Source organism: Streptomyces populi (assembly GCF_002911015.1).
In the GTDB taxonomy this organism is placed as follows: domain Bacteria; phylum Actinomycetota; class Actinomycetes; order Streptomycetales; family Streptomycetaceae; genus Streptomyces; species Streptomyces populi.
In genome coordinates, this window is record NZ_KZ626851.1 from 20,116 (window position 1) to 40,298 (window position 20,183).

Consider the following 20,183-nt stretch of genomic DNA (forward strand, 5'->3'; position numbering starts at 1 on the left):
GGTCACACCGACCGGGGGAACACCGCATCGATCCGCTGAACAGCTCACGGCCTTTCTGGAAGCTGCACGACAAACTCCTCGCCCCGGGCGTGTCCGTGGCCCGGTCCGCCACGTTGGTGAATCGGTACCCGCACGAGTTCGCCCCACGGCAGTGGGCTACCCGGATGACGTCACGAACCACTGTCCGGGCACTTCCATCAGGAGGCACTCGATGAACTCATCGACACGCATCGGCACCATCGACCTCGGGGTGATGCAGTGAGCGAGATCGCCGACTTCCCGCACGCACGCCACGAGCCGGAGACCGACGTCGGCACCTCCGGGTCCGTCGCTCGGCCGTTCGCCCGGAACCCCGATCACCACGGTGAGGAATGGGCGCCATGAGCAGCGGGACGCTGCTCGACCTCGCCTGGGACTACGAGAGCGAAGCGGCAGGTCTGCTGGTGTGGCAGCGCGACCGGCGGGCGCTCCTGGAGTCGGCGAGGCTGTTCCGGCGCATGGTCTGCAACCGTGAGGCGGTCGACCCCGGCAGGATCGCCATCACCTGGACGATGCTCATCGACATCCCCCAGCGCTGGTGTCACCAACACGGCTACCGAGCCGTCGCGGGGCACGGCGGATACGTCATCCAACGCGGTGACGAGGCGATGATCATCGCGGGGCCGGGGGACACGCTCCGCTGGGACGGGCAGCGGATCACCGTGGAAAGAGAGCCGTGACGTTCCCGCCGTGGGGGCGTGAGCCGCCCGTCGACGGCTTCGACGACGACGGCGACTGTGAATCCGCCGGCCGCGGACCGCCTCGGCTGTGAGGTGTGCGCCGCGCTCCGGGCGGCCGATCGGATGATCATCGGTGAGGCGTGCGGGCGTGAGGCCGGGCGCGGACTTAATGTGTCGCGCATTCGACGTTTCGTTCGTTCTGTCCGGATTCTCGGTCCTGGTCAGGAAGGAGTGTGCGGGTGGCGCGTCTGTTCGGTGTCCGGGGCCTCCCGCGGATCCTGCTCGCCCTGTGCCTGTCGGCGGCTCCGCTGGCCGGCTGCGGTGGCGGGGGCGGTGGGCCGGTCACGCTCAACTGGTACAACTTCCCTGACGATTCAGGTGCGTTGGCCAGTGCGGCCAGTGTCTGTTCCAAGCAGTCCGGCGGGCGTTACCGGATCAGCTACAACAAGCTGCCCCGCACCGCGGACGGACAGCGCCAGCAACTGGTGCGTCGGCTGGCCGCCAAGGACGACACGGTCGACATCATCGGGCTGGACGTCACCTGGCCCGCCGAGTTCGCGGAAGCCAAATGGATCCTGCCGTGGACCGGGAGCAATCGCACCACGGCCATGCGGGACACCCTGGAGGTTCCGCTGCGGACGGCCACGTGGAAGGGCCGGCTGTACGCCGTCCCGTACAACACGAACACCCAGCTGCTCTGGTACCGCAAGGACCTGGTGCCCGAGCCGCCCGAGACGTGGGCCGAGATGCTCCTGATGGCCGGACGTCTGGCGAAGCAGGGCAAGCCGCACTACGTGGAGATCCAGGGCGCCCAGTACGAAGGACTCACGGTCTGGTTCAACACGCTGGTGGAGAGTGCGGGCGGTTCCATCCTGAACGCCACCGCCACGGCTCCCTCGTTGGGCCCGCCCGCCGTGCGCGCGGCCTCCGTCATGAAGGCGCTGGCCACCTCGGCCGCGGCCGACCCGTCCCTGTCCAACCAGATGGAGGACCAGAACCGCCTGGCCATGGAGTCCGGCAGCGCGGCTTTCGAGCTCAACTATCCCTTCGTGTATCCCTCGATGAAGGCGAACAACCCCGAGCTCTTCAAGCAGTTCCGGTGGGCGCCCTACCCGGCGGTCGAAAGGGGCAGGCCGGCCAAGCCCACGATCGGCGGCATCGACCTGGCCGTCGGCGCCTACTCCCGTCACTCCGACTTCGCCTTCGAGGCGGCGCTGTGCCTGCGGAACCGGCAGAACCAGTTGACCGCGGCACTCAAGGGAGGCCTCCCGCCCACGCTCCGCCCGCTCTACTCGGACCCCTCCCTGGTCAAGAACTACCCCTTCGCCTCCACCGTTCTGGCCTCCCTGGAGAACGCCAGCATCCGGCCCAAGACCCCCGCGTACCAGAACGTGTCCATCGCGATCTCGCACACCCTGTCCCCGCCGAACGGGATCGACCCCAGGCCGGACGTGCAGAAGATCGGTGACCAGATCAAGGACGCCCTCGCCTCGAAGGGGCTGATCCCGTGACCCAGTCGGCTCCGACCGCTCCGCAGGACGCACAGGCGCCCAAAGGCAACCGCCCCCTGTCCGAAGGGGCCCGGCAGGAGCGCCGGCTGGGCTGGATGCTGTGCGCGCCCGCCGTGATCGTCATGCTCGCCGTCACCGCCTATCCCATCGTCTACGCCGTCTACCTCTCGCTCCAGCGATACGACCTGCGGTTCCCGCAACAAGCGGAATTCGTCGGCCTCAGCAACTACGGCGCGGTACTGTCCTCCGAGTTCTGGTGGGAGGCCCTGTGGGTGACGGTGTTCATCACCCTGGTCTCCGTGGCCGTGGAACTCGTCCTCGGATTCGCCCTAGCGCTGGTCATGCACCGTGCGATCTTCGGCCGCGGGACGGTTCGCACCGCCATCCTGGTCCCGTACGGCATCGTCACCGTGGTCGCCGCCTACTCCTGGCAGTACGCCTGGACCCCGGACACCGGCTACCTGGCCGCTCTCCTGCCCTCGGGTTCCGCGCCCCTCACCGAACACTGGCCCGCCATCGGTCTGATCATCCTGGCCGAGGTGTGGAAGACCACGCCCTTCATGGCCCTGCTGCTGCTCGCCGGCCTCGCCCTGGTGCCGGAGGAGACGCTGCGCGCGGCCCAGGTGGACGGAGCCGGAGCCTGGCAGCGCTTCTTCCTGGTGACCGTGCCCCTGATGAAGCCGGCCATCCTGGTCGCCCTGCTCTTCCGCACCCTGGACGCCTTCCGGATCTTCGACAACATCTACATCCTCACCTCCGGCGCGCACGGCACCGGCTCGGTGTCCATCCTGGGCTACGACAACCTCTTCACCGCGCTCAACCTCGGCATCGGCTCGGCCATCTCCGTACTCATCTTCCTGTGCGTGGCGTTGATCGCCTTCGCCTTCATCAAACTCTTCGGGGCAGCCGCTCCCGGTGCCCAGGAAGGGGGACGCTGATGTCCGCCACCGGACGACGACGCGTGTCGCAGTGGGCCGTGGTCAACATCCTCGTGATCGCCTACGCCCTGTTCCCGGTCTGGTGGATCATCGCCCTGTCCTTCAAGGAGCCCAGCACCCTCACCGACGGCAACTTCATCCCGACCGACTGGACGTGGGAGAACTACCGCGGGATCTTCCAGACCTCCGAGTTCACCCGCGCACTGATCAACTCCATCGGCATCGCCCTCATCTCCACGGTGATCGCGGTCGTGCTGGGCACCATGGCGGCCTACGCCGTGGCCAGGCTCCGCTTTCCCGGCAAGAGCCTGCTGATCGGGATGTCGCTGCTGATCGCCATGTTCCCCCCGATCTCGTTGGTCTCGCCCTTGTTCAACATCGAGCGGATCATCGGCATCTTCGACACCTGGACCGGTTTGATCATCCCGTACATGACCTTCTCCCTGCCGCTCGCCATCTACACCCTGTCGGCCTTCTTCCGGGAGATCCCCTGGGACCTGGAGAAGGCGGCCAAGGTGGACGGCGCCACCCCGGCGCAGGCGTTCCGGCTGGTGATCGCTCCGCTCGCGGCACCGGGAGTGTTCACCACGGCGATCCTGGTGTTCATCTTCTGCTGGAACGACTTCCTCTTCGCGATCTCGCTGACCTCGACCTCGGCGGCCCGGACCGTGCCGGCGGCCATCGCCTTCTTCACCGGAAGCAGTCAGTTCGCCCAGCCCACCGGTTCGATCGCCGCCGCCGCCGTGGTGATCACCATCCCCATCATCGTCTTCGTGCTGCTCTTCCAGCGGCGCATCGTGGCCGGGCTCACCTCCGGAGCCGTCAAGGGCTGACCGGCGGCAGCCGTTCGTCAGGACAAGAAGGACCGACCGTGGCAGAGATCGTTCTCGAAGGCATCACCAAGCGCTACCCCGATGGTGCGGTGGCGGTGAAGGACGTCAACCTCAGTGTCGGGGACGGCGAGTTCGTCATCCTCGTCGGCCCCTCCGGCTGCGGCAAGTCCACCACCCTCAACATGATCGCGGGGCTGGAGGACATCACCGAGGGAACCCTTCGGATCGACGGACAGGTCGTCAACGACAAGACTCCGAAGGACCGCGACATCGCCATGGTCTTCCAGAGCTACGCCCTCTACCCGCACATGAGCGTGCGCGACAACATGGGCTTCGCGCTCCGGCTGGCCAAAGTGGACAAGGCGACCATCCGGGAGAAGGTCGAAGAGGCCGCCCGCATCCTCGACCTGACCGAACACCTGGACCGCAAGCCCGCCAACCTCTCCGGCGGCCAGCGCCAACGCGTGGCCATGGGGCGGGCCATCGTGCGCGATCCCAAGGCCTTCTTGATGGACGAGCCGCTGTCCAACCTGGACGCGAAGCTCCGGGTCCAGATGCGCACCCAGATCTCCCGCCTCCAGCAACGCCTGGGCAGCACCACGATCTACGTCACCCACGACCAGACCGAAGCCATGACGCTGGGGGACCGGGTGGTGGTGATGCGCGGCGGAGTCGTGCAACAGATCGGGACCCCGCAGCACCTCTACGACCAGCCGGAGAACCTCTTCGTCGCCGGGTTCATCGGATCGCCCGCGATGAACTTCCTGCACGCCACACTGGAGGAAGGCCGCCTGCGCACGTCGGTGGGCGACCTCGGCCTCGGCGACCGACTGCGCCGCGCCCTCGAGCGGCACGACGCCCCCCGGGACCTGATCGTGGGGCTGCGCCCGGAAGCCTTCGAGGACGCAGCCCTGGTGGACCGGGGCAAGATCGGATCGGGTACGACCTTCGGCGTGGACATCGACGTGGTCGAATCCCTGGGATCCGATGTCTACGCCTATTTCACCGAGGACGAGTGGCAGCCCACCGCCACCTCCGAACTCGCCGAACTCGCGGCCGACTCGGGGACGGCCGACACCGGCGCGGGCGGGCACCAGATCGTCACCCGTCTCAACGCCTCGACACAGGTGCGTGAGGGCAGCCGGGCCGAACTCTGGGTGGACACGACCAAGATGCACGTCTTCGACCCGGCCTCCGGAGCCAACCTGACGCTGTCCGAGGAGCCCGCCGACTGACCGGCAGGAGCGGACTCGGCCGCGGCGGTTCTCCCCGTACCCTCCGGGCCGCGGGACTCACGATCCGGAACGCGACCCCAGAACGCTGTGCTCCACCAGGCCCGAGGGAAGATCGCTTCTTCCCGAAGCCCTGGCAGCCAACTCGACGAGGCCGGCACGGAGTTCGGCGGCGGGCTCACCGAGGACGATCGCGCTGATGATGAGCTCCATCATCAGGCAGTCGTACTCGTCGCCCATGTTCCGACGGCGCTCCCCGTCGGCCTCGGCCACGGCGGAGGCGATCCTCCTCCCCCCACCGGCCGCGGGGACGAAGGTCACCTCGTAGACGCAGTGACCGGTCCAACTCCGGTGCATGAGAACGACATCGCCTTCGGTGAAGACGTTCCACTTCTCGTCCATGTCCCGGGCCGCGTATCCGTGCCGGATCCGGTCCCAGTCCCCGTCGGTCCAGACACGGTCCGGCAACCGGGACACCGGCCGGGGCGTGCTGATCGGCTTGAGGCGCCGGAACGACTCTCGGGTGAGCGGGGTGTCGGCAGTCATGGCGCGATCTTATGGAAGAGCCACTCCGACAGGACAGCGGATTACCTCCAAGATCCCGAAGGGGAAGGCCGAAGGGAACCCCCATGCCGGTGCGGTGTACCTCCGGTGATGACGGGCCCGCACCGGGGCGCCGCCCGGGAGGGCCTGAGGCCGGCGGACGGCGGGACCGTGCCGACCGGGCACGACTTCGCGCGCCGGTACCGGAGTCGGTTCGAGCGCAGCGAGGCGCAACTCGCCCGGTCGTGACCGAGGGCTGTGCAACCCCCTGGGGAGCCCCGGCAGCAGGGGCGTGATCCCGGAGCGTATTTCTACTCCAGCAGCTTCTTGCCGGTGCAGTAGCTTGCCAACGCGCCCTGGGGACGACCGGCCGGCGCAGAGCAGAGCAACCGGAGGATCATCCATGCCCCGAGCGGCGCCGTACCTCGCAGTGGCCGACATGCTGCGCGCACGGATTCTCGGGAAAGAGTGGGCGATCGGGGAGCGGCTGCCGTCCCGGGCACGGCTCGCCGTGGAGTACGGGGTCGGACGCAACGTCGTGCACAGGGCCGTGGACCGTCTGATCGTCGACGGTCTCCTCGAAGGACGCGCCGGTTCGGGCACCTACGTCCGCATGCCGCGCGAGCGCCTGCGGCTGGTCCGCTCGCGCCACCGCGAGCGCCGGGAGGGCTCTCCTCTCCGGCCCGACAGCAGGGAGCGGGGCAGGGCCGATGCCTGGGACGCACACAGTCAGGCGCGCGTCCCCGCCCCCGAGGCGATCGCCGAGCGGCTCGCCATCAGCCCAGGGGACCTCTGCGTCCGAACACACTACGAATTCCTCGCCGACGGGCAGCCCGTCCAGCTTTCCGAATCCTGGGAGCCGATGGCCGTCACGGACGGAACGCCGGTCGTGCTGCCCGAGATGGGCCCTCTGGCGGGAAAGGGGGTGGCCGAGCGCATGCGTTCCATCGGCGTGGTCATCTCGACCGTGGCCGAGGTGCCGCGCCCGGCTCGTGCCACCCAGGCACAGGCGAACCTCCTGGGGATCGGCGTGGGGGACCTCGTGCTTCAGATCGAGCGGACCATCTTCGACACGGACGGGCGTCCGGTGGAAACGGCCGACATGGTCATTCCGGACGCGCGCCGGGAAGTGGTCTACGAGTTCGGGGTCGACCGACCGTAGTCGTTGGACCCATGGGAGACGCATTGCAAGTCCGACAACAGGGTGTTCCATGAAAAAATCCTCCCGGCTCGGTCTCTTGCGCGACCGGGACTTCGGGCGGTTGCTCGCTGCCACTGCGCTTGGTCAGCTGGGCGATCGCATCGTCTTTCTGGCTCTGCCCCTGGTCGCCATCACGGCACTGCACGCCGATGAGTTCCAGGTGGGATCGCTGACCGCGATGACCACGGCAGGATCGCTCCTGGTCGGGCTGCCGGCGGGCGCGTGGGTGGAACGCATGCGGAAGCGGTCGGTGATGATCGGTACCGATCTCGCCCGCGCGCTGGTTCTCATGGCGATACCGATGGCGTGGTGGGCGGGACTTCTCACCATCTGGTGGCTCTACACGGTCGCTCTCGTCCATGGAGTGCTGACTGTTTTCTTCGACGTCGCGTACGCCAGCTATCTCCCGCACTTGGTGGGGCGCGGCAATCTCATGGAGGGGAATTCAAAACTTTCGGCCGTGCGCTCGGTGACCAGTATCGGTGGGCCGACGGTGGCGGGACCACTGGTCGGCCTGGTCGGAGCTCCTGTGACGCTCCTGGCGAGCTCGATCGGAATGGCCATGTCGGGGCTGCTCGCGATCACCATTCGGAAACACGAACGGAAACCGGAGCCGAATGGGCGTCCTCGATTGGTCCGGGAAATCAGGGAGGGGCTGAAGTTCGTCGTCAAACACCCTTCCCTGCGTGCGATCATGCTGGGTGATGCGATATTCAACCTCTTTCTGGTCGTGTATCAAACCATGCTGCTGGTCTTCTTGGACCGGGAGATGGGACTTCAGCCCTTCGGCATCGGCCTCGTCCTGTCGGGAATGGGTTGTGGTGCGCTGCTGGGCGCACTGGTGGCGACCAAGGTCTCCGGGCGGGTCGGACAGGGCCCGGTCATCTGGCTCACGTCACTGGCCACCTGTCCGTTGACCGCTCTCATGCCGTTGGCGCGAACGGGATGGAGCGTGTACGTGGCCGCGATCGGACTCGCGGCTCTCTCACTGGGGGGAGTCGTCCGCGTGGTGGCTCAATCGAGCTTCCAGCAGGCCCTGACGCCGGACCGGCTTCTGGGCCGGACGAGCGCGACAGCTCGATTCGTCTCCTGGAGCGGAGTGCCTCTCGGCGGGCTTCTGGGCGGAGCATCAGGCTCTGTGCTCGGGGCGACAGGCACTTTGTGGATCGGTGCCGCCGGTATGACGCTGAGTGTCCTTCCCGCCCTCCTCTCGCCGCTTCGGACAACGCGCACCTTGCCCGCGGAGAAGTGCACGGGGCAGCCCTTGAAGGCGGGATCACCGAACCCCTGACGCGATCCTCCGCACGATCGATTGCGCCGACCGCTGTGAAAGCGCCGACTGCGACGGCGATGAGATCGGGCTCGTCGGTGATCAGTCGGAGGCGAGACCGGGCCGGCCTTCTCGTCGAAACGCTGTCGGCGTCTCAGCGGGCAGGCCGCTCGGGGATCCCCGGAAGAACCTTCTCGGCGATGTGGAGGAGAGCGTTGTCGTTCGGGAGGGCTCCGGACTCGCTCCACACGGTGATGTCGCAGTAGCCGCCCCGGTCATGACGGTCCAGGGCCACGGACAGTGTTCTCGCCAGGGGGCCTTGCTGGACCGGTCCGCCGGATCCGCCGCTCCCGAGGTTGATCTCGAGCTTCATGGTGTGGTCCGAGAAGAGGACGGCGGGCCGTCCGAGAACCGTGAGGGTCTTGATGTTCTGCTCGTCCCCGAACTTCATCAGCTTCACGTACTGGTCGGTCGTCAGGTCGTTGTAAGTGGCCGAGACGTTCACGGTGTACGTGTCGAACGCGACCTGGGCCTCCGGCTCGGCGACCTTCCCGTCGGTCAGCGCAGCGGTGTTGTTGCTGCCGGAAGCAGTGGTCGCGGTCTCTCCGGATGTTCCGAGAAGCTCGGCCAGGTCCGGTCGGTTGAGCGCCTTGCACAGTTCTTCACCGGTCACGGGCCGGGGCGTGTGCGTGTAGACCTTCGGGAGCTTCTCGTGTGTTCCGTCCGAACACGAGGCGGGCTGCGAGGTGTTGACGTCGGACGGCGTGAAGTCCGGGGCCAGCCACAACGTGGCCCCGATCGCCCCGAACACGGCCACGGCCGCGACGGCCTGGCCCCATGCGTTGTGATCCTTCTTCGGAGTGCCAGGACCGGGACGCGGTCCGGGCACGTTCTGAGGCTGAGGCTGAGGCTGAGGCTGGGGAGCGGCATCGGCCGCAGACCCGTTCGTGGAGGCCGCCGGACTCGGGTTCCGGCGTGCGCGCAGGGCCCGGACCACCATGTGGATTCGTATCGCGGTGAACACGAGGAACACCGTGCCGATACCGGCCGGCACCCAATCGCTGTCATGGACGGCGAGATACATGATGCGTACGCCGAAAACGGACCCGACCACGATGAGCAGGGGCTCGCGGACCCAGAACGGCAGGAGGCGCAGGATGATACCGAGCATCCTACGATTTGATCAGGCCATGATCACATCCGCCGTGATGGAAGCCACAGTTCCGGGGATGCGCAGGATCCGCGAACGGGTCGTGTGCCGAAAGCCGGCCGACTGCACGCGGTTTCGGGGCCGGACCGGTGTTCGTGGCGGGACGCACGCACCGCCGGAACGCACAACGGCCGCCCCGCTTCACGACACCGCGGCGTCCAGGTACTGCCCCAGGTACCGGAACGCGCCGTCGACGACCTGGAACTCGAACATCGCGTCGCGGCTGTAGCCGAACCCCGACTCGTACTTGACCGTGCGAGTGATGCCCCGATACGTGATTTCGGGCATCCGGCGGGCGATCGCGCCCCGTTCCCTCAGCACGGTGCCGTTCTTGTCGCAGGCCTCGGCCAGGAACATCACGGCGTCGTAGGCCTCCGCCGCGTACCAGCCGGGGTCGGCGTGGAAGCGGGCGCGGTAGGCGGCCGTGAAAGCGCGGGCGGAGGCACGGGCCGCCGGGTCGGTGAAGGAGGTGGCGAAGACCCAGTCCTGTGCGGCGGCGCCAGCCGTTTCGAGGAACCGCGGGTCGAGCGCGCGTTCCGTCGCCAGCCGGGTGCCGGTGAACCGGGCGGCGGTCAGCGCCGACGCGAACCCGGCGGCCCGGGGCGCGTCGCCGGTGAAGACGACCGCGTCCGCGCGGACGGACCTCGCCTCGGCGGCGAGCGACGCGTAGTCGATCCTCCCGGCGGCCACACGTTTCACCGTGGTGTCCCGGCCGCTCTGCCGCAGTGCCCGCTCGGCCTGGTCGCACACGGTCCAGGCGAAGTCGCCCTGTGCCCGGTCGTCCACGAGGAACACCCGACGGGCGTCGACGTGGTGGCTGAGGTAGCGGACACAGGGGGCGGCGAGAAGTCCGTACGTGACGTGCAACGCCGCATGGCAGTGGAAAAACTTCGAGCCGAACGACGAACTCAGGGTCTCGGCGCCCACCGAGACGGACACGACGGGCATCGCCGCCTCGGTGTACGTCCTCTCGGTGGCGCTGAAGCAGGCGTCCGTCGTGGGGCCCAGTACGGCGAGCACCTTCGTGTCCTTCGCCAGCCGGGCGGCCAGTTCTTTGGCGCGCCCGGTGTCGCCGCCGTCGTCGTACGTCCGCAGCTTCAGCCGGAAAGGCCGGTCGCTCCGCGCCTCGAACTGTTCGACGGCCAGCCGGGCACCGTTGAGCTGGGCCTTCCCGCTCTCCTTGCTCGCGCCGGTCAGATCGCCGTGGAACGCCACGACCAGTTCGGGGCGGGGACGGCCGGTCCCGGACGGCGTGGGCGTTCCCGGCTTCGCCCGGGTGTTCCACCACCAGGCTCCGCCACCGCCCGCCGCGAGGAGTCCCGCCGTCGAGCCGAGGCGCAGGAAGCCACGTCGGCCGACGGTGCCCCCGGTGGGACAGGTGGCGGTGACGGCCGTCATCGTCACGGCCTCCGGCGACGCCTTGCCTGCCGTGCCCGCGGTGTCCGCCGTGTCCGACGGTGCCGACGCGGACACCTGGGTCGGCTCGATCGAGCCGATGGTGAGCACGGCGGCGGACCGGTCGTTGATGAGCCGGGTGACCGGCGCGGGCAGCCAGCCGGAGGGCTCGGCGGAGTCGCCCGCCGTTCCCTCCCCGAGCGCCGCACGGAGTCGGGCGAGGCTCGGCCGGTCGGCCGGTTCCTTGTGCAGACAGGCGCTCAGCAGGGGCGTCAGACCGTCCGGGAACGACGCCGGATCGGGCTCCTCGTAGACCGTGCGCAGCAGCACCCCCGCCGCCGCGCCGCCGCCGAACGGCCGCACCCCGGTCGCGGCGAACGCCAGCACGCACCCCAGCGAGAACACGTCGCTGGGCGGGCCGATCTCGCCGCTCCGCGCCCGCGCCTGCTCGGGCGACAGGAAGCCGGGCGAGCCGACGACCACGCCGCTGGAGGTGAGCGCGGTGCCCTCCGGCGCGCGGGCGATACCGAAGTCGATGAGACGTGGTCCGTCCGGGGCCAGCAGGATGTTCGCCGGCTTCACGTCGCGGTGCACGAGACCGGCCTCGTGCACCGCCTCGAGCGCCTCGGAGAGCCGCACGCCCAGCACCCGTACGGAAGCGAGCGACAGCGGCCCGAAGGTGTCCACAGCCTCGGCGAGCGAGGGCCCCGGCACGTACGACGTCGCCAGCCACGGTGTCTCCGCGTCGGCGTCCGCGTCCAGCAGCGGCACCACCCAGCGGCTGCTGACCTGCCGGGCGGTCTCGACCTCACGGCGGAAACGGGCCCGGAACCCGCCCTCGTCGGCGTACGAGGACCGGACCGTCTTCACCGCGGCGATCGCCCCGCCCGGCGCACGGGCGAGGAAGACCACGCCCATGCCGCCGGCGCCCAGCCGCCGCAGCAGACGGTAACGGCCGATCCGGGACGGGTCGCCGGCCCGCAGGTGCTCCATCAGGCGGTCAGCGGCGCGGGGCCGTCGTACACGAAGGCACCCTTGTCCACCCGCCAGAGGAAGCCGCCGGTGCTGTCGATGGCCATGGCGCCGTACTTGTCGAAGGCGAACGTCCTCGTGATGCCCTTGTACTTCCCGCCCTGCACGGTCGTGAGCAGGTTCTGCCGGGTGCGGCTCTTCGAGGGCAGCCCGGCCAGCGCCTTGAGCAGCATCCCGGTCACGTCGTAGGCCTCCGCCGCGTACCGGGGCGGCGCCTCCTCGAAGCGCTCGCGGTAGGCGGCGGCGAACTTCCGGGCCTCGGGCTTGCGGGTCGCGTCGATGACCGGGGCCACCATCACCCAGCCCTCGGCGTCTTCCCGGGCCTGCGTCAGGAACCGTTCGTCCAGCAGTGCCGGACCGGACACCCGCGCACCCTTGAAGGAGCGTTCCCGCAGCGTCGCGGCGATCAGCGCCCCCCGGTCGGGCAGACCGGCGAAGAACACGGAGTCGGCGCCTGCGGAGAGCACCGTGCCCACCGCGCTGCCGAAGTCGCGGCGCATCGCGCTGACCACTTCCGGCACGGACGGGTACGGGATCTTGTTGAGGTCGTTGCTGAGGGTACTGGCCAGAGTCGTCCCGTAGCTGCCGGCCGGGCGGTCGACGACGATGCCGATCTTGCGCGATCGAGCTTGGCCGCGCAGGTAGGCGCTCGCGTAGAGGGGCAGCACCGCGTCGGGCAGCCGTGCGCTCAGGAACGGGCGGAACCCCTGGTAGGTCAGGAAGGCCGAGCCGGGAGACACGCCGACGACCGGCAGCAGACCGGCGTCGTACTTCGCGAGCGCCGTCTGCGCGGTCTCGTCGGTGGTCGGGCCGACCACGGCGAGGACCGACGGATCGGCGGTGAGCTGCGCGGCGAGCCGGGCCGAGGCCACCGGATCGCCCCCGTCGTCGACGGTCTTGACCTTCACGGTGAACGGCGCGTCACTCCGCGCGTTGAACTCCGCGACCGCGAGCCGCAGTCCGCGCTCCTGGGCCCGGCCCGTGTCCCGCTGCGGGCCGCTGAGGTCGCCGTGCAGAGCGATGGTGTGCACCGGCCGGTGCGAGGACGCGGCGGCACTGTGGTCGCCGTCCGAACCGTCGTCGCGGGTGGCCGCCCACCAGGCCCCGCCCCCGCCCGCCGCCAGTGCCACGGCCCCGCCGGCGAGCAGCAGGAAACGGCGACGGCTCGCCGGGCGGGAGTCCTGAGGATCCGCCGGTCCGGACGTCTCACGCGTGTCGGCCTCTGCCGGGGCGGACGTCCCGTGCGTGTCGGGCTCCGCCGGGTCGGGAGTGGCCGGCGCGTCGGACGGCGCCAGCGTGTGCTCGATGTCCGGCAGCGCGAGCGCGGCGGCCGAGCGCTCGGCTATCAGTCGGGTGACCGGCTCGGGCAGCCAGCCGTCGGCCCCTTCGTCCCGCGGTGCGGCCTCGGGCGCCCCTTGGTCCTGCGGTGCGGCGTCGGACGCACGTCCGTCCCGGGCGGTGCCGTCGGCGGTCAGCTCCCGTACCAGCTCACCGGCGTCCGGCCGCCGGGCGGGATCCTTCTCCAGACAGCGGTCCAGCACGTCGCGCAGCCACGCCGGCACCCCCTCGAGGTCCGCCGGGTCGTGGACGGCCCGGAACAGCAGGGCGTCGACCGCCCCGCTGCCGAACGGCGCCCGGCCGGTCGCCGCGAACGCCAGGACACAGCCGAGCGAGAACACGTCGCTCGCCGGCCCGATGCCGTCCCCGACCCGCCCCTCGGCCTGCTCGGGAGACAGATAGCCGGGTGTGCCGACCACCACCCCGGTCGCCGTGAGCGTCCGGTCCTCCGGCGCGCGGGCGATGCCGAAGTCGATGAGCCGCGGTCCGTCATGGGCGATCAGCACATTGCCCGGCTTCAGGTCCCGGTGGACCAGCCCGGCCCGGTGCACCTCGCCCAGCGCCTCGGCCAGCCGGGTGCCGAGCAGCCGCAGACCGCGCTCGGACAGTGGCCCGTACGCGGTCACGGCCTCGGCCAGTGACGGTCCGGGCACGAACGCCGTCGCCAGCCAGGGCGATTCGGCGTCCGGGTCGGCGTCCACCAGTGGCACCACCGAGGGACTGTCGACCCGCCGGGCGACCTCGACCTCACGGCGGAACCGGTCCTTGAAGCCCGGCTCCTCGGCGTACTCGGCGAGCAGTACCTTCAGCGCGACCAGCGCGCCGCCCTGCGAGCGTGCCAGGTACACGACGCCCATGCCTCCGGCGCCGAGCCGGCCGAGCAGACGATGGTCCGCGATACGCGCGGGATCCGACGAACGCAGCGGTTCCATCAGCTGTTTCCTCCGAGCTCGGACTCCAGGCGGATGAGCATCGCGGCGTCGGCCTCCGACGCGTACTTCGCCAACTCGTTGTTCGAGTAGCCCTTGGCGCCCTTCACCGACACGGCCAGCGTCACCGTGCCGAGCCGGGTGACGTGCCAGTAGTAGGTCTGCTCGCGTTTCCCGGTGAGGTACTTGCCCATTTCCACGACCTGGTCGTCGGAATAGGTGTTGTTGCCCTGGCCGTAGGGAGTGGCGTTCGAGATGAGTCCCGAGATCCACTCGTCGGTACGGACCTGCTGCTGCCGGCAGCGCAACGGCTCCTCCAAGGTGGCGGCCAGCTGCTCGTCGGCATTGCGCACGGTGGTGTGCACGGTGACCGCCGCGCTCACCTTGATCTCACCCTTGCCGCCGGCGGCGGGAATCTCGCTGTAGCGGGAGAGGGAGGCCAGGACGCCCTTGGGCAGCGCGCGCCGTTCCCACCGGCACTGTTCGTCCAGCAGGGCGACGGTGCCCGGGGTGCTCGCGGCCTGCTGCTGCGCCCGGAAACCCGCGCCCCATCCCTGCGGCTTCAGCGCGACGGCCGCCGCCAGGGCCTCGGCCCGGCTCCTCGTCCCGGGCACCTTGGCGGGGTCCGCCTTGAACGGGGTGCCCGGCGACGCGTCACCCCCTGAGGCGGACGCGGACGCCGCGGCCGAAGGAGAGCCGGACGCGGCCGCGGCGGATTTCGAAGGTGCCGAAGAGCTCGGTCCGGCCGCTTTGTCGCCGCCCTCGGAACTACAGCCGCCGAGCACCACGGTCGCCGCGGCGACCGACGCGGCGACCCGCCAAGGCCAATTGCTTCTGTGCACAACGGTGTTGCCGTTGCTCATCCCCGTTCCCCCTCGCTCGCGAGCACCGGCTCGCTTGTGGTGATCTTACTGACGGACGCGAGGAGCGGGCGGGCGGTTGCACGAACGGGGGGACGAGCCGGGTCGGCGCGCGTCGGATGCGAGGGTTCGGGGGACCCTGACGACTGTCGCGCGTCGGGTGGTGCCCTTCCGCGCCGGTGCCGGACGGAGTCGATACCCGGAGGCTATCCGGTATACGAACGTGCCTGACCGAATACTGCTCTTGACGGTATGTCAGTCCCACCTTCACCATCCAGGCACCCCACTCACCGTGGAATCCCCGGACACCTCACGCCCCCTCGTGGGAACTCCGGCGGGTTTCCTGGAATTCGGAGCCCCCCACATGAAGCTCTCCATTCCTGGGCGTGCCTCGGCGACCGCTGTCGTCGCCGCCGCCACGCTGCTCACCGGCGGTTCCATAGCCGGGGCGGCCCCCGCCCCCGCGGCGGCGGCCGCCGCACCCGACCTGCCCGTGGCCAACGTCAAGGCCCACCTCGCCCAGCTCCAGTCCATCGCCACCGCCAACGGCGGCAACCGCGCGCACGGCCGTGCCGGTTACAAGGCGTCCCTCGACTACGTCAAGGCCAAGCTGGACGCGGCCGGGTTCACCACGACCGTCCAGCAGTTCACCTCCGGCGGCCGCACCGGCTACAACCTGATCGCCGACTGGCCCGGCGGCAACACGAGCCAGGTCGTCATGGCCGGCTCCCACCTGGACAGCGTGACCGCGGGCCCCGGCATCAACGACAACGGCTCCGGTTCGGCGGCCGTGCTGGAGACGGCACTCGCGGTGGCCCGGGCCGGTTACCAGCCCACGAAGCACCTCCGGTTCGCCTGGTGGGGCGCGGAGGAGCTGGGCATGGTGGGATCGCGCTACTACGTCAACAGCCTCACCACCGCGAACCGTTCGAAGATCAGTGGCTACCTGAACTTCGACATGATCGGCTCGCCGAACCCGGGATACTTCGTCTACGACGACGACCCGACCATCGAGAAGACCTTCAAGACGTACTTCACCGGGATCGGTGTCTCCACGGAGATCGAGACCGAGGGTGACGGACGCTCGGACCACGCGCCCTTCAAGAGCGCGGGCATCCCCGTCGGCGGCCTGTTCAGCGGCGCCGACTACATCAAGACGTCCGCCCAGGCCGCCAAGTGGGGCGGCACCGCGGGCAAGGCCTTCGACGCCTGCTACCACTCCTCGTGCGACACGTCGTCGAACATCAACGACACCGCGCTGGACCGGAACGCGGACGCGTTGGCGTACGCGGTGTGGCAGTTGTCGGCGTAGACGCGTTCCGGCCGTAGGCCATCCGCACGGTGGGCCGTCGGTCCCCGTGAGCCGTTCCGTGAGTGCGGGTAGGGGCCGACGGGCCCGTACCCGCGCTCTGCCGTGTCCAGCAGGACAAAGAGAGGGGGAGAGGCCGGAGTTGGTCCTCTCCGCGCCACGAAGGAACCTCCTCGCGCCGGAATCCGTCTCTCTTCTCGTCAGCTTGTACTGAGTATTTGACACAAGATCCCGCCCACGGCATCTTGTACCTGCTGCTTGGTACAAGATGATCTGAGGGGACCTCTCCATGCTCGACACGCTCGACGCCGCCCCGTTCCAGCGCCGCTTCCTCGAGCACGCCGACCATTACGCCCGCTGGTCCGGTCTGGCCATCGGCGTCATCGCCGCACAGGCGCTGTCCACGCTGGGGGACGTCGAGTTCGAGCAGCGCGTCGTGTTCTGCATCACGGCTTTCGGCCTGTGTGCGGTGGCGGGCGTCCTTCTCGCCGACGCGCTGACCCTGGTCCCCCAGGACGTGGTACGCACCGCGAGTCTCGCCCCGCGCCTGGTCAGAGACCATGTGCCACCGCGCATGGGCCCCCTGATCGCCCTTCAGGGGATCTCGCTCACCGTGCTGCTGGCGATCGCGGCCGTCACGGCCTCCGTCGACCCCGACCGCATCTTCACCACGGGGAAGGTCGTCGTCGTCACCTGCAACGGGATGCGGGCGTCCCTGGGCCCCTGGCCCGGTCTGTACTACAGCCTCCCGATGTTCGGCGCGCTCGCCATAGCCACTCCCACCTGCGTGTGGGCCCTGCGCCGCATCGCCCACGGGCCGGGCGGGGAGCAGCAGCGGCGCGACCGCGCGTGGGCGGTGACCGGGGCCTGGGGTCTGCTGGTGTCGAGCCAGCAGCTGTACGCCGTGCTGATGGTCTCCGTCTCGCTGACGGACACGGGCTGCGCCGGTGCGATGGGCGCGCTCACCTTCTGGGTGTTCTACCCCCTGGCCCTGCTGAACCTGTTCACCGTCGTCTGGTCCCTGGTCACCCTGGTGGTTCCCCGGGCCGTCGACGACGAGGCGGCGGAGGAGCTCCCCGACAATGAATGAGCCCGCCGTCCGCGTCGACACCACCAGCCAGGTACCGCCGTACGCGCAGATCCGCGCCCAGCTCGGCGCGCTGATCCTCACCGGGCGGCTCGTCGAGGGCGACCGGCTGCCGACCGTGCGCCAGCTGGCCACGGACCTCGGCCTCGCGCCAGGCACCGTGGCCCGTGCCTACCGCGAACTGGAGGCCGCCGAGCTGATCCGCACCCGTCGCGGGGCGGGCTCCCGGGTCGCGGCGCCCCCGGCCGGGCCGACCCGCTCCTATGCCCCCCAACTCGCGACCCTCGCACGTGACTTCACGTCCTCCGCCCGCGCGCTGGGCGCCGACACCGAGGCGATCCTGGCCGCTGTCCGGGACGCCCTGGACCCGGACCGCGCCCAGCCTTCTCGTCCCGGTTCCGTATGAGGCCGGCGGCTCTCGTGGCGTCGGCCCGCACCGGTTCGCGGTGTGGGCCTGTGCCGGTCGCGGCGTAGACCCGTCCCGGGATGCGTGGTGGATCACAGTGGGGGGAGGGTGGACAGGGGGGGGGGCGGCGGCTCGTAACTTAACGAATGTTCGACCATCGAGGCCGCTCGCGAGGAGTTCTCCGAGCAGGGATACAGCGCGACGTCCATCCGGAACATCGCCAAGCGGGCCGGGGTCAGCCTCTCCGCCCTGTACTACTACTACAAGGGCAAGCAGGAACTCCTCGTCGCGATCCTCGACGACGGTCTCGACGCCTACTTCGGCGCCTGCGAATCCGCGCTGCGGGAGGCCGGGGACGATCCGGCCGAACGGCTGGAGGCGCTGGTCGCGGCCACGGTCCGGTTCCGGATCGAGCACCCCGTCAAGAGCAGCATCGTCCTCACCGAGGGGCGCAGCCTGGAGCCCGAACCCCTCGCGCGCTACCGCAAGAACGAGGAGCGCGGAACGCGGCAGTTCCGTGAGGTGATCGAGCGGGGTGTGGCCGACGGGGTGTTCCTGACGCCCTATCCGGACGACGCCCGGCGCGCCGTCATCGCCATGTGCAACGCCATCGCCCAGTGGTACCGGGTCGACGGCGAGGTCACTCCCGAGGAGCTCGTCGAGCGGTACGTGTCGCTGGCGCTGACCGTGGTGGAGTACCGGCCGCGCTCCGTGCGCAAGGCGGTACGCGGGTAGCGGTGGGTCCTCCGGGCGGTCGGCTCGGAGTTTCGTCCAAAAAACAGTCAGTGTTGACCGCATAGGTTGAGAAAAACGGTCAGCGCTGTATGTTTAACGGGTCGGCGCAGACGCCGGCCGTACGGACGCCCCGGAGCCGGGGCGAACAGTCGAGGAGATGCCATGTCCGCAGGGGATACCGCGTCCACGGAACTCGTGGAGCACACCCGACTCTTCATCGGCGGCCACTGGGAGAACCCGGCCGGCACGGACGTCATCGAGGTCGTCTCCCCGCACGACGGTCACCTCGTCGGCCGCGTCCCGCACGCCTCCACCGAGGACGTGGACCGGGCCGTCGCCGCCGCCCGCGAGGCGTTCGACCACGGGCCCTGGCCCCGGATGACGGTCGGCGAACGCGTCGAGGTCATGGGCCGCATCACGAAGCTGATGAGCGCCCGGGCACGGGAGTTCGCCGAGCTCATCACCCGGCAGAACGGTTCCCCGATCTCCTGGTCGCTGACGAACCAGGTGATGGGTGCCATCGGTCACTTCGCCGTCACCGCGCAGGCCGCCGCCGCCTTCCCGTTCGAGGAACGGAAGCAGGGCATGCGGTCCCCGCTGGTCGTGCGCCGGGAGCCGGTCGGTGTCGTCGCCGCGATCGTGCCGTGGAACGTGCCCCAGTTCACGGCCGCCTCCAAGCTGGCCCCGGCGCTCGCCGCCGGCTGCACCGTGGTGCTCAAGCCGTCGCCCGAGACCCCGCTGGACGCCTTCCTGTTCGCCGAGATCGCCGCCGAAGCCGGGCTGCCCGAGGGCGTCCTGAGCGTGCTGCCCGCCGACCGGGAGGTCAGTGAGTACCTCGTCGGGCACGCCGGCGTCGACAAGGTCGCCTTCACCGGCTCCGTCGGCGCGGGCAAGCGGGTCATGGAGGTCGCCGCGCGCAACCTCACCCGCGTCACCCTCGAACTCGGCGGCAAGTCCGCCGCGATCGTCCTGCCGGACGCGGCCACCGACGACGTCGTACGCACCGTCCTGACCGGCTCGTTCCTGAACAACGGCCAGGCCTGTGTCGCCCTCACCCGCGTCCTGCTCCCGAGCAGCCGCTACGAGGAGCTCGCCGCCGCGATCACCGAAGCGGTCGCCGCACTCGCGGTCGGCGACCCGCTGAAGGAGGAAACCCAGGTCGGGCCCCTCGTCTCCGGGCGCCAGCAGGCGCGCAACCTCGACTACATCCGCATCGGCAAGGAAGAGGGCGCCACCCTCCTGCTCGGCGGCGGTGTCCCGGAAGGGCTGGAGGCGGGCGCGTACGTCGAGCCCACGCTCTTCGGCGACGTCACCAACACCATGCGCATCGCCCGCGAGGAGATCTTCGGGCCGGTCGTCTGCCTCATGCCCTACGACACCGAGGACGAGGCCGTCGAAATCGCCGACGACTCGGACTTCGGCCTCTCCGGCGCGGTGATCACGGCCGACGTCGAACACGGCCTGGACATCGCCCGCCGGATCCGCACGGGCACCTTCACCGTCAACGGGTTCTCCATCGACCTCACCGCGCCGTTCGGCGGCTACAAGAACTCCGGCATCGGCCGCGAGTTCGGGGTCGCGGGACTGACCGCGTACCTGGAACAGAAGGCCATCGCCCTGCCCGCCGCCTGACCC

17 protein-coding genes are annotated in these 20,183 nt (G+C 69.8%); 12 read left to right on the top strand and 5 right to left on the bottom strand.

The features are described from left to right. Nucleotides 1–380: 380 nt before the first annotated feature. The 5 genes from CW362_RS09030 to CW362_RS09050 all read left to right on the top strand — a co-directional run bounded on the left by CW362_RS09030 (nucleotide 381) and on the right by CW362_RS09050 (nucleotide 5,236). Nucleotides 381–719, top strand: a complete 339-nt coding sequence (locus CW362_RS09030) for a hypothetical protein (RefSeq protein WP_162684011.1) — start codon at nucleotides 381–383, stop codon at nucleotides 717–719. A 239-nt stretch (nucleotides 720–958) separates the two neighbouring features. Continuing rightward, nucleotides 959–2,230 carry an ABC transporter substrate-binding protein gene (locus tag CW362_RS09035; protein WP_206300904.1) on the top strand — a complete coding sequence of 424 codons (1,272 nt, stop codon included), beginning with the start codon at nucleotides 959–961 and terminating at the stop codon, nucleotides 2,228–2,230. 95 nt (nucleotides 2,231–2,325) lie between these two features. Next, on the top strand, nucleotides 2,326–3,168 hold the full coding sequence (locus CW362_RS09040; RefSeq protein WP_103548939.1) for a carbohydrate ABC transporter permease: 843 nt from the start codon (nucleotides 2,326–2,328) through the stop codon (nucleotides 3,166–3,168). Then, nucleotides 3,168–4,001, top strand: a complete 834-nt coding sequence (locus CW362_RS09045) for a carbohydrate ABC transporter permease (protein WP_103548851.1) — start codon at nucleotides 3,168–3,170, stop codon at nucleotides 3,999–4,001. The genes CW362_RS09040 and CW362_RS09045 overlap by 1 nt, the downstream gene beginning before the upstream one ends. Nucleotides 4,002–4,039: 38 nt before the next feature. Beyond that, nucleotides 4,040–5,236, top strand: a complete 1,197-nt coding sequence (locus tag CW362_RS09050; RefSeq protein WP_103548852.1) for an ABC transporter ATP-binding protein — start codon at nucleotides 4,040–4,042, stop codon at nucleotides 5,234–5,236. 57 nt (nucleotides 5,237–5,293) lie between these two features. Here CW362_RS09050 and CW362_RS09055 read toward each other — a convergent pair whose 3' ends face one another. Next, the gene (locus CW362_RS09055) at nucleotides 5,294–5,779 is read right to left on the bottom strand and encodes a hypothetical protein (protein WP_240657728.1); all 486 of its coding nucleotides are present in this window, start codon (nucleotides 5,777–5,779) and stop codon (nucleotides 5,294–5,296) included. Nucleotides 5,780–6,179: 400 nt separating this feature from the next. On the opposite strand from CW362_RS09055, the gene CW362_RS09060 reads away from it, so the two are divergent. Together CW362_RS09060 and CW362_RS09065 are read left to right on the top strand one after the other, a co-directional pair. Next, nucleotides 6,180–6,938 (top strand): GntR family transcriptional regulator, encoded by a 759-nt coding sequence (locus tag CW362_RS09060; protein WP_103548853.1) that lies wholly within the window; start codon nucleotides 6,180–6,182, stop codon nucleotides 6,936–6,938. A 49-nt stretch (nucleotides 6,939–6,987) separates the two neighbouring features. Further along, nucleotides 6,988–8,268: an MFS transporter gene (locus CW362_RS09065; RefSeq protein ID WP_103548854.1), complete on the top strand. Its 1,281-nt coding sequence runs from the start codon at nucleotides 6,988–6,990 to the stop codon at nucleotides 8,266–8,268. Nucleotides 8,269–8,401: 133 nt separating this feature from the next. On the opposite strand, the gene CW362_RS09070 is transcribed toward CW362_RS09065, so the two are convergent. The 4 genes from CW362_RS09070 to CW362_RS09085 form a co-directional block, all read right to left on the bottom strand. Then, a complete protein-coding gene (locus tag CW362_RS09070) occupies nucleotides 8,402–9,418 on the bottom strand; it encodes a DUF6215 domain-containing protein (RefSeq protein ID WP_103548855.1) in 1,017 nt (338 codons plus the stop codon). A gap of 180 nt (nucleotides 9,419–9,598) precedes the next feature. After that, nucleotides 9,599–11,845: a bifunctional serine/threonine-protein kinase/ABC transporter substrate-binding protein gene (locus tag CW362_RS09075; protein ID WP_103548856.1), complete on the bottom strand. Its 2,247-nt coding sequence runs from the start codon at nucleotides 11,843–11,845 to the stop codon at nucleotides 9,599–9,601. After that, nucleotides 11,845–14,154 (bottom strand): bifunctional serine/threonine-protein kinase/ABC transporter substrate-binding protein, encoded by a 2,310-nt coding sequence (locus CW362_RS09080; protein ID WP_103548857.1) that lies wholly within the window; start codon nucleotides 14,152–14,154, stop codon nucleotides 11,845–11,847. The genes CW362_RS09075 and CW362_RS09080 overlap by 1 nt, the downstream gene beginning before the upstream one ends. Next, on the bottom strand, nucleotides 14,154–14,765 hold the full coding sequence (locus CW362_RS09085) for a hypothetical protein (RefSeq protein WP_103548858.1): 612 nt from the start codon (nucleotides 14,763–14,765) through the stop codon (nucleotides 14,154–14,156). The genes CW362_RS09080 and CW362_RS09085 overlap by 1 nt, the downstream gene beginning before the upstream one ends. A gap of 610 nt (nucleotides 14,766–15,375) precedes the next feature. Between CW362_RS09085 and CW362_RS09090 the strand changes: the two genes are divergently transcribed. From CW362_RS09090 to CW362_RS09110, 5 genes are all read left to right on the top strand, one after another. Then, complete coding sequence (locus CW362_RS09090) at nucleotides 15,376–16,323, top strand: M28 family metallopeptidase (RefSeq protein WP_103548859.1); 948 nt, start codon at nucleotides 15,376–15,378, stop codon at nucleotides 16,321–16,323. 286 nt (nucleotides 16,324–16,609) lie between these two features. Next, nucleotides 16,610–17,410, top strand: a complete 801-nt coding sequence (locus CW362_RS09095) for a hypothetical protein (RefSeq protein WP_103548860.1) — start codon at nucleotides 16,610–16,612, stop codon at nucleotides 17,408–17,410. Next, the gene (locus CW362_RS09100) at nucleotides 17,403–17,813 is read left to right on the top strand and encodes a GntR family transcriptional regulator (protein WP_103548861.1); all 411 of its coding nucleotides are present in this window, start codon (nucleotides 17,403–17,405) and stop codon (nucleotides 17,811–17,813) included. Before CW362_RS09095 ends, CW362_RS09100 begins: the two co-directional genes overlap by 8 nt. Nucleotides 17,814–17,969: 156 nt before the next feature. After that, complete coding sequence (locus tag CW362_RS44385) at nucleotides 17,970–18,548, top strand: TetR/AcrR family transcriptional regulator (protein ID WP_103548862.1); 579 nt, start codon at nucleotides 17,970–17,972, stop codon at nucleotides 18,546–18,548. 162 nt (nucleotides 18,549–18,710) lie between these two features. After that, entirely contained in the window at nucleotides 18,711–20,180 is a 1,470-nt protein-coding gene (locus CW362_RS09110) for an aldehyde dehydrogenase (protein WP_103548863.1), read from the top strand. Nucleotides 20,181–20,183 lie beyond the last annotated feature (3 nt).

What these genes read in the sequence shown, in the direction of transcription:
- CW362_RS09100 (WP_103548861.1), top strand. Translation starts at nt 17,403, where the DNA reads ATGAATGAGCCCGCCGTCCGCGTCGACACCACCAGCCAGGTACCGCCG.
- CW362_RS09060 (WP_103548853.1), top strand. Translation starts at nt 6,180, where the DNA reads ATGCCCCGAGCGGCGCCGTACCTCGCAGTGGCCGACATGCTGCGCGCA.
- CW362_RS09030 (WP_162684011.1), top strand. Translation starts at nt 381, where the DNA reads ATGAGCAGCGGGACGCTGCTCGACCTCGCCTGGGACTACGAGAGCGAA.
- CW362_RS09095 (WP_103548860.1), top strand. Translation starts at nt 16,610, where the DNA reads ATGCTCGACACGCTCGACGCCGCCCCGTTCCAGCGCCGCTTCCTCGAG.
- CW362_RS09040 (WP_103548939.1), top strand. Translation starts at nt 2,326, where the DNA reads ATGCTGTGCGCGCCCGCCGTGATCGTCATGCTCGCCGTCACCGCCTAT.
- CW362_RS09080 (WP_103548857.1), bottom strand. Translation starts at nt 14,154, where the DNA reads ATGGAACCGCTGCGTTCGTCGGATCCCGCGCGTATCGCGGACCATCGT.
- CW362_RS09070 (WP_103548855.1), bottom strand. Translation starts at nt 9,418, where the DNA reads ATGCTCGGTATCATCCTGCGCCTCCTGCCGTTCTGGGTCCGCGAGCCC.
- CW362_RS09055 (WP_240657728.1), bottom strand. Translation starts at nt 5,779, where the DNA reads ATGACTGCCGACACCCCGCTCACCCGAGAGTCGTTCCGGCGCCTCAAG.
- CW362_RS09045 (WP_103548851.1), top strand. Translation starts at nt 3,168, where the DNA reads ATGTCCGCCACCGGACGACGACGCGTGTCGCAGTGGGCCGTGGTCAAC.
- CW362_RS09110 (WP_103548863.1), top strand. Translation starts at nt 18,711, where the DNA reads ATGTCCGCAGGGGATACCGCGTCCACGGAACTCGTGGAGCACACCCGA.
- CW362_RS09075 (WP_103548856.1), bottom strand. Translation starts at nt 11,845, where the DNA reads ATGGAGCACCTGCGGGCCGGCGACCCGTCCCGGATCGGCCGTTACCGT.
- CW362_RS09090 (WP_103548859.1), top strand. Translation starts at nt 15,376, where the DNA reads ATGAAGCTCTCCATTCCTGGGCGTGCCTCGGCGACCGCTGTCGTCGCC.
- CW362_RS09065 (WP_103548854.1), top strand. Translation starts at nt 6,988, where the DNA reads ATGAAAAAATCCTCCCGGCTCGGTCTCTTGCGCGACCGGGACTTCGGG.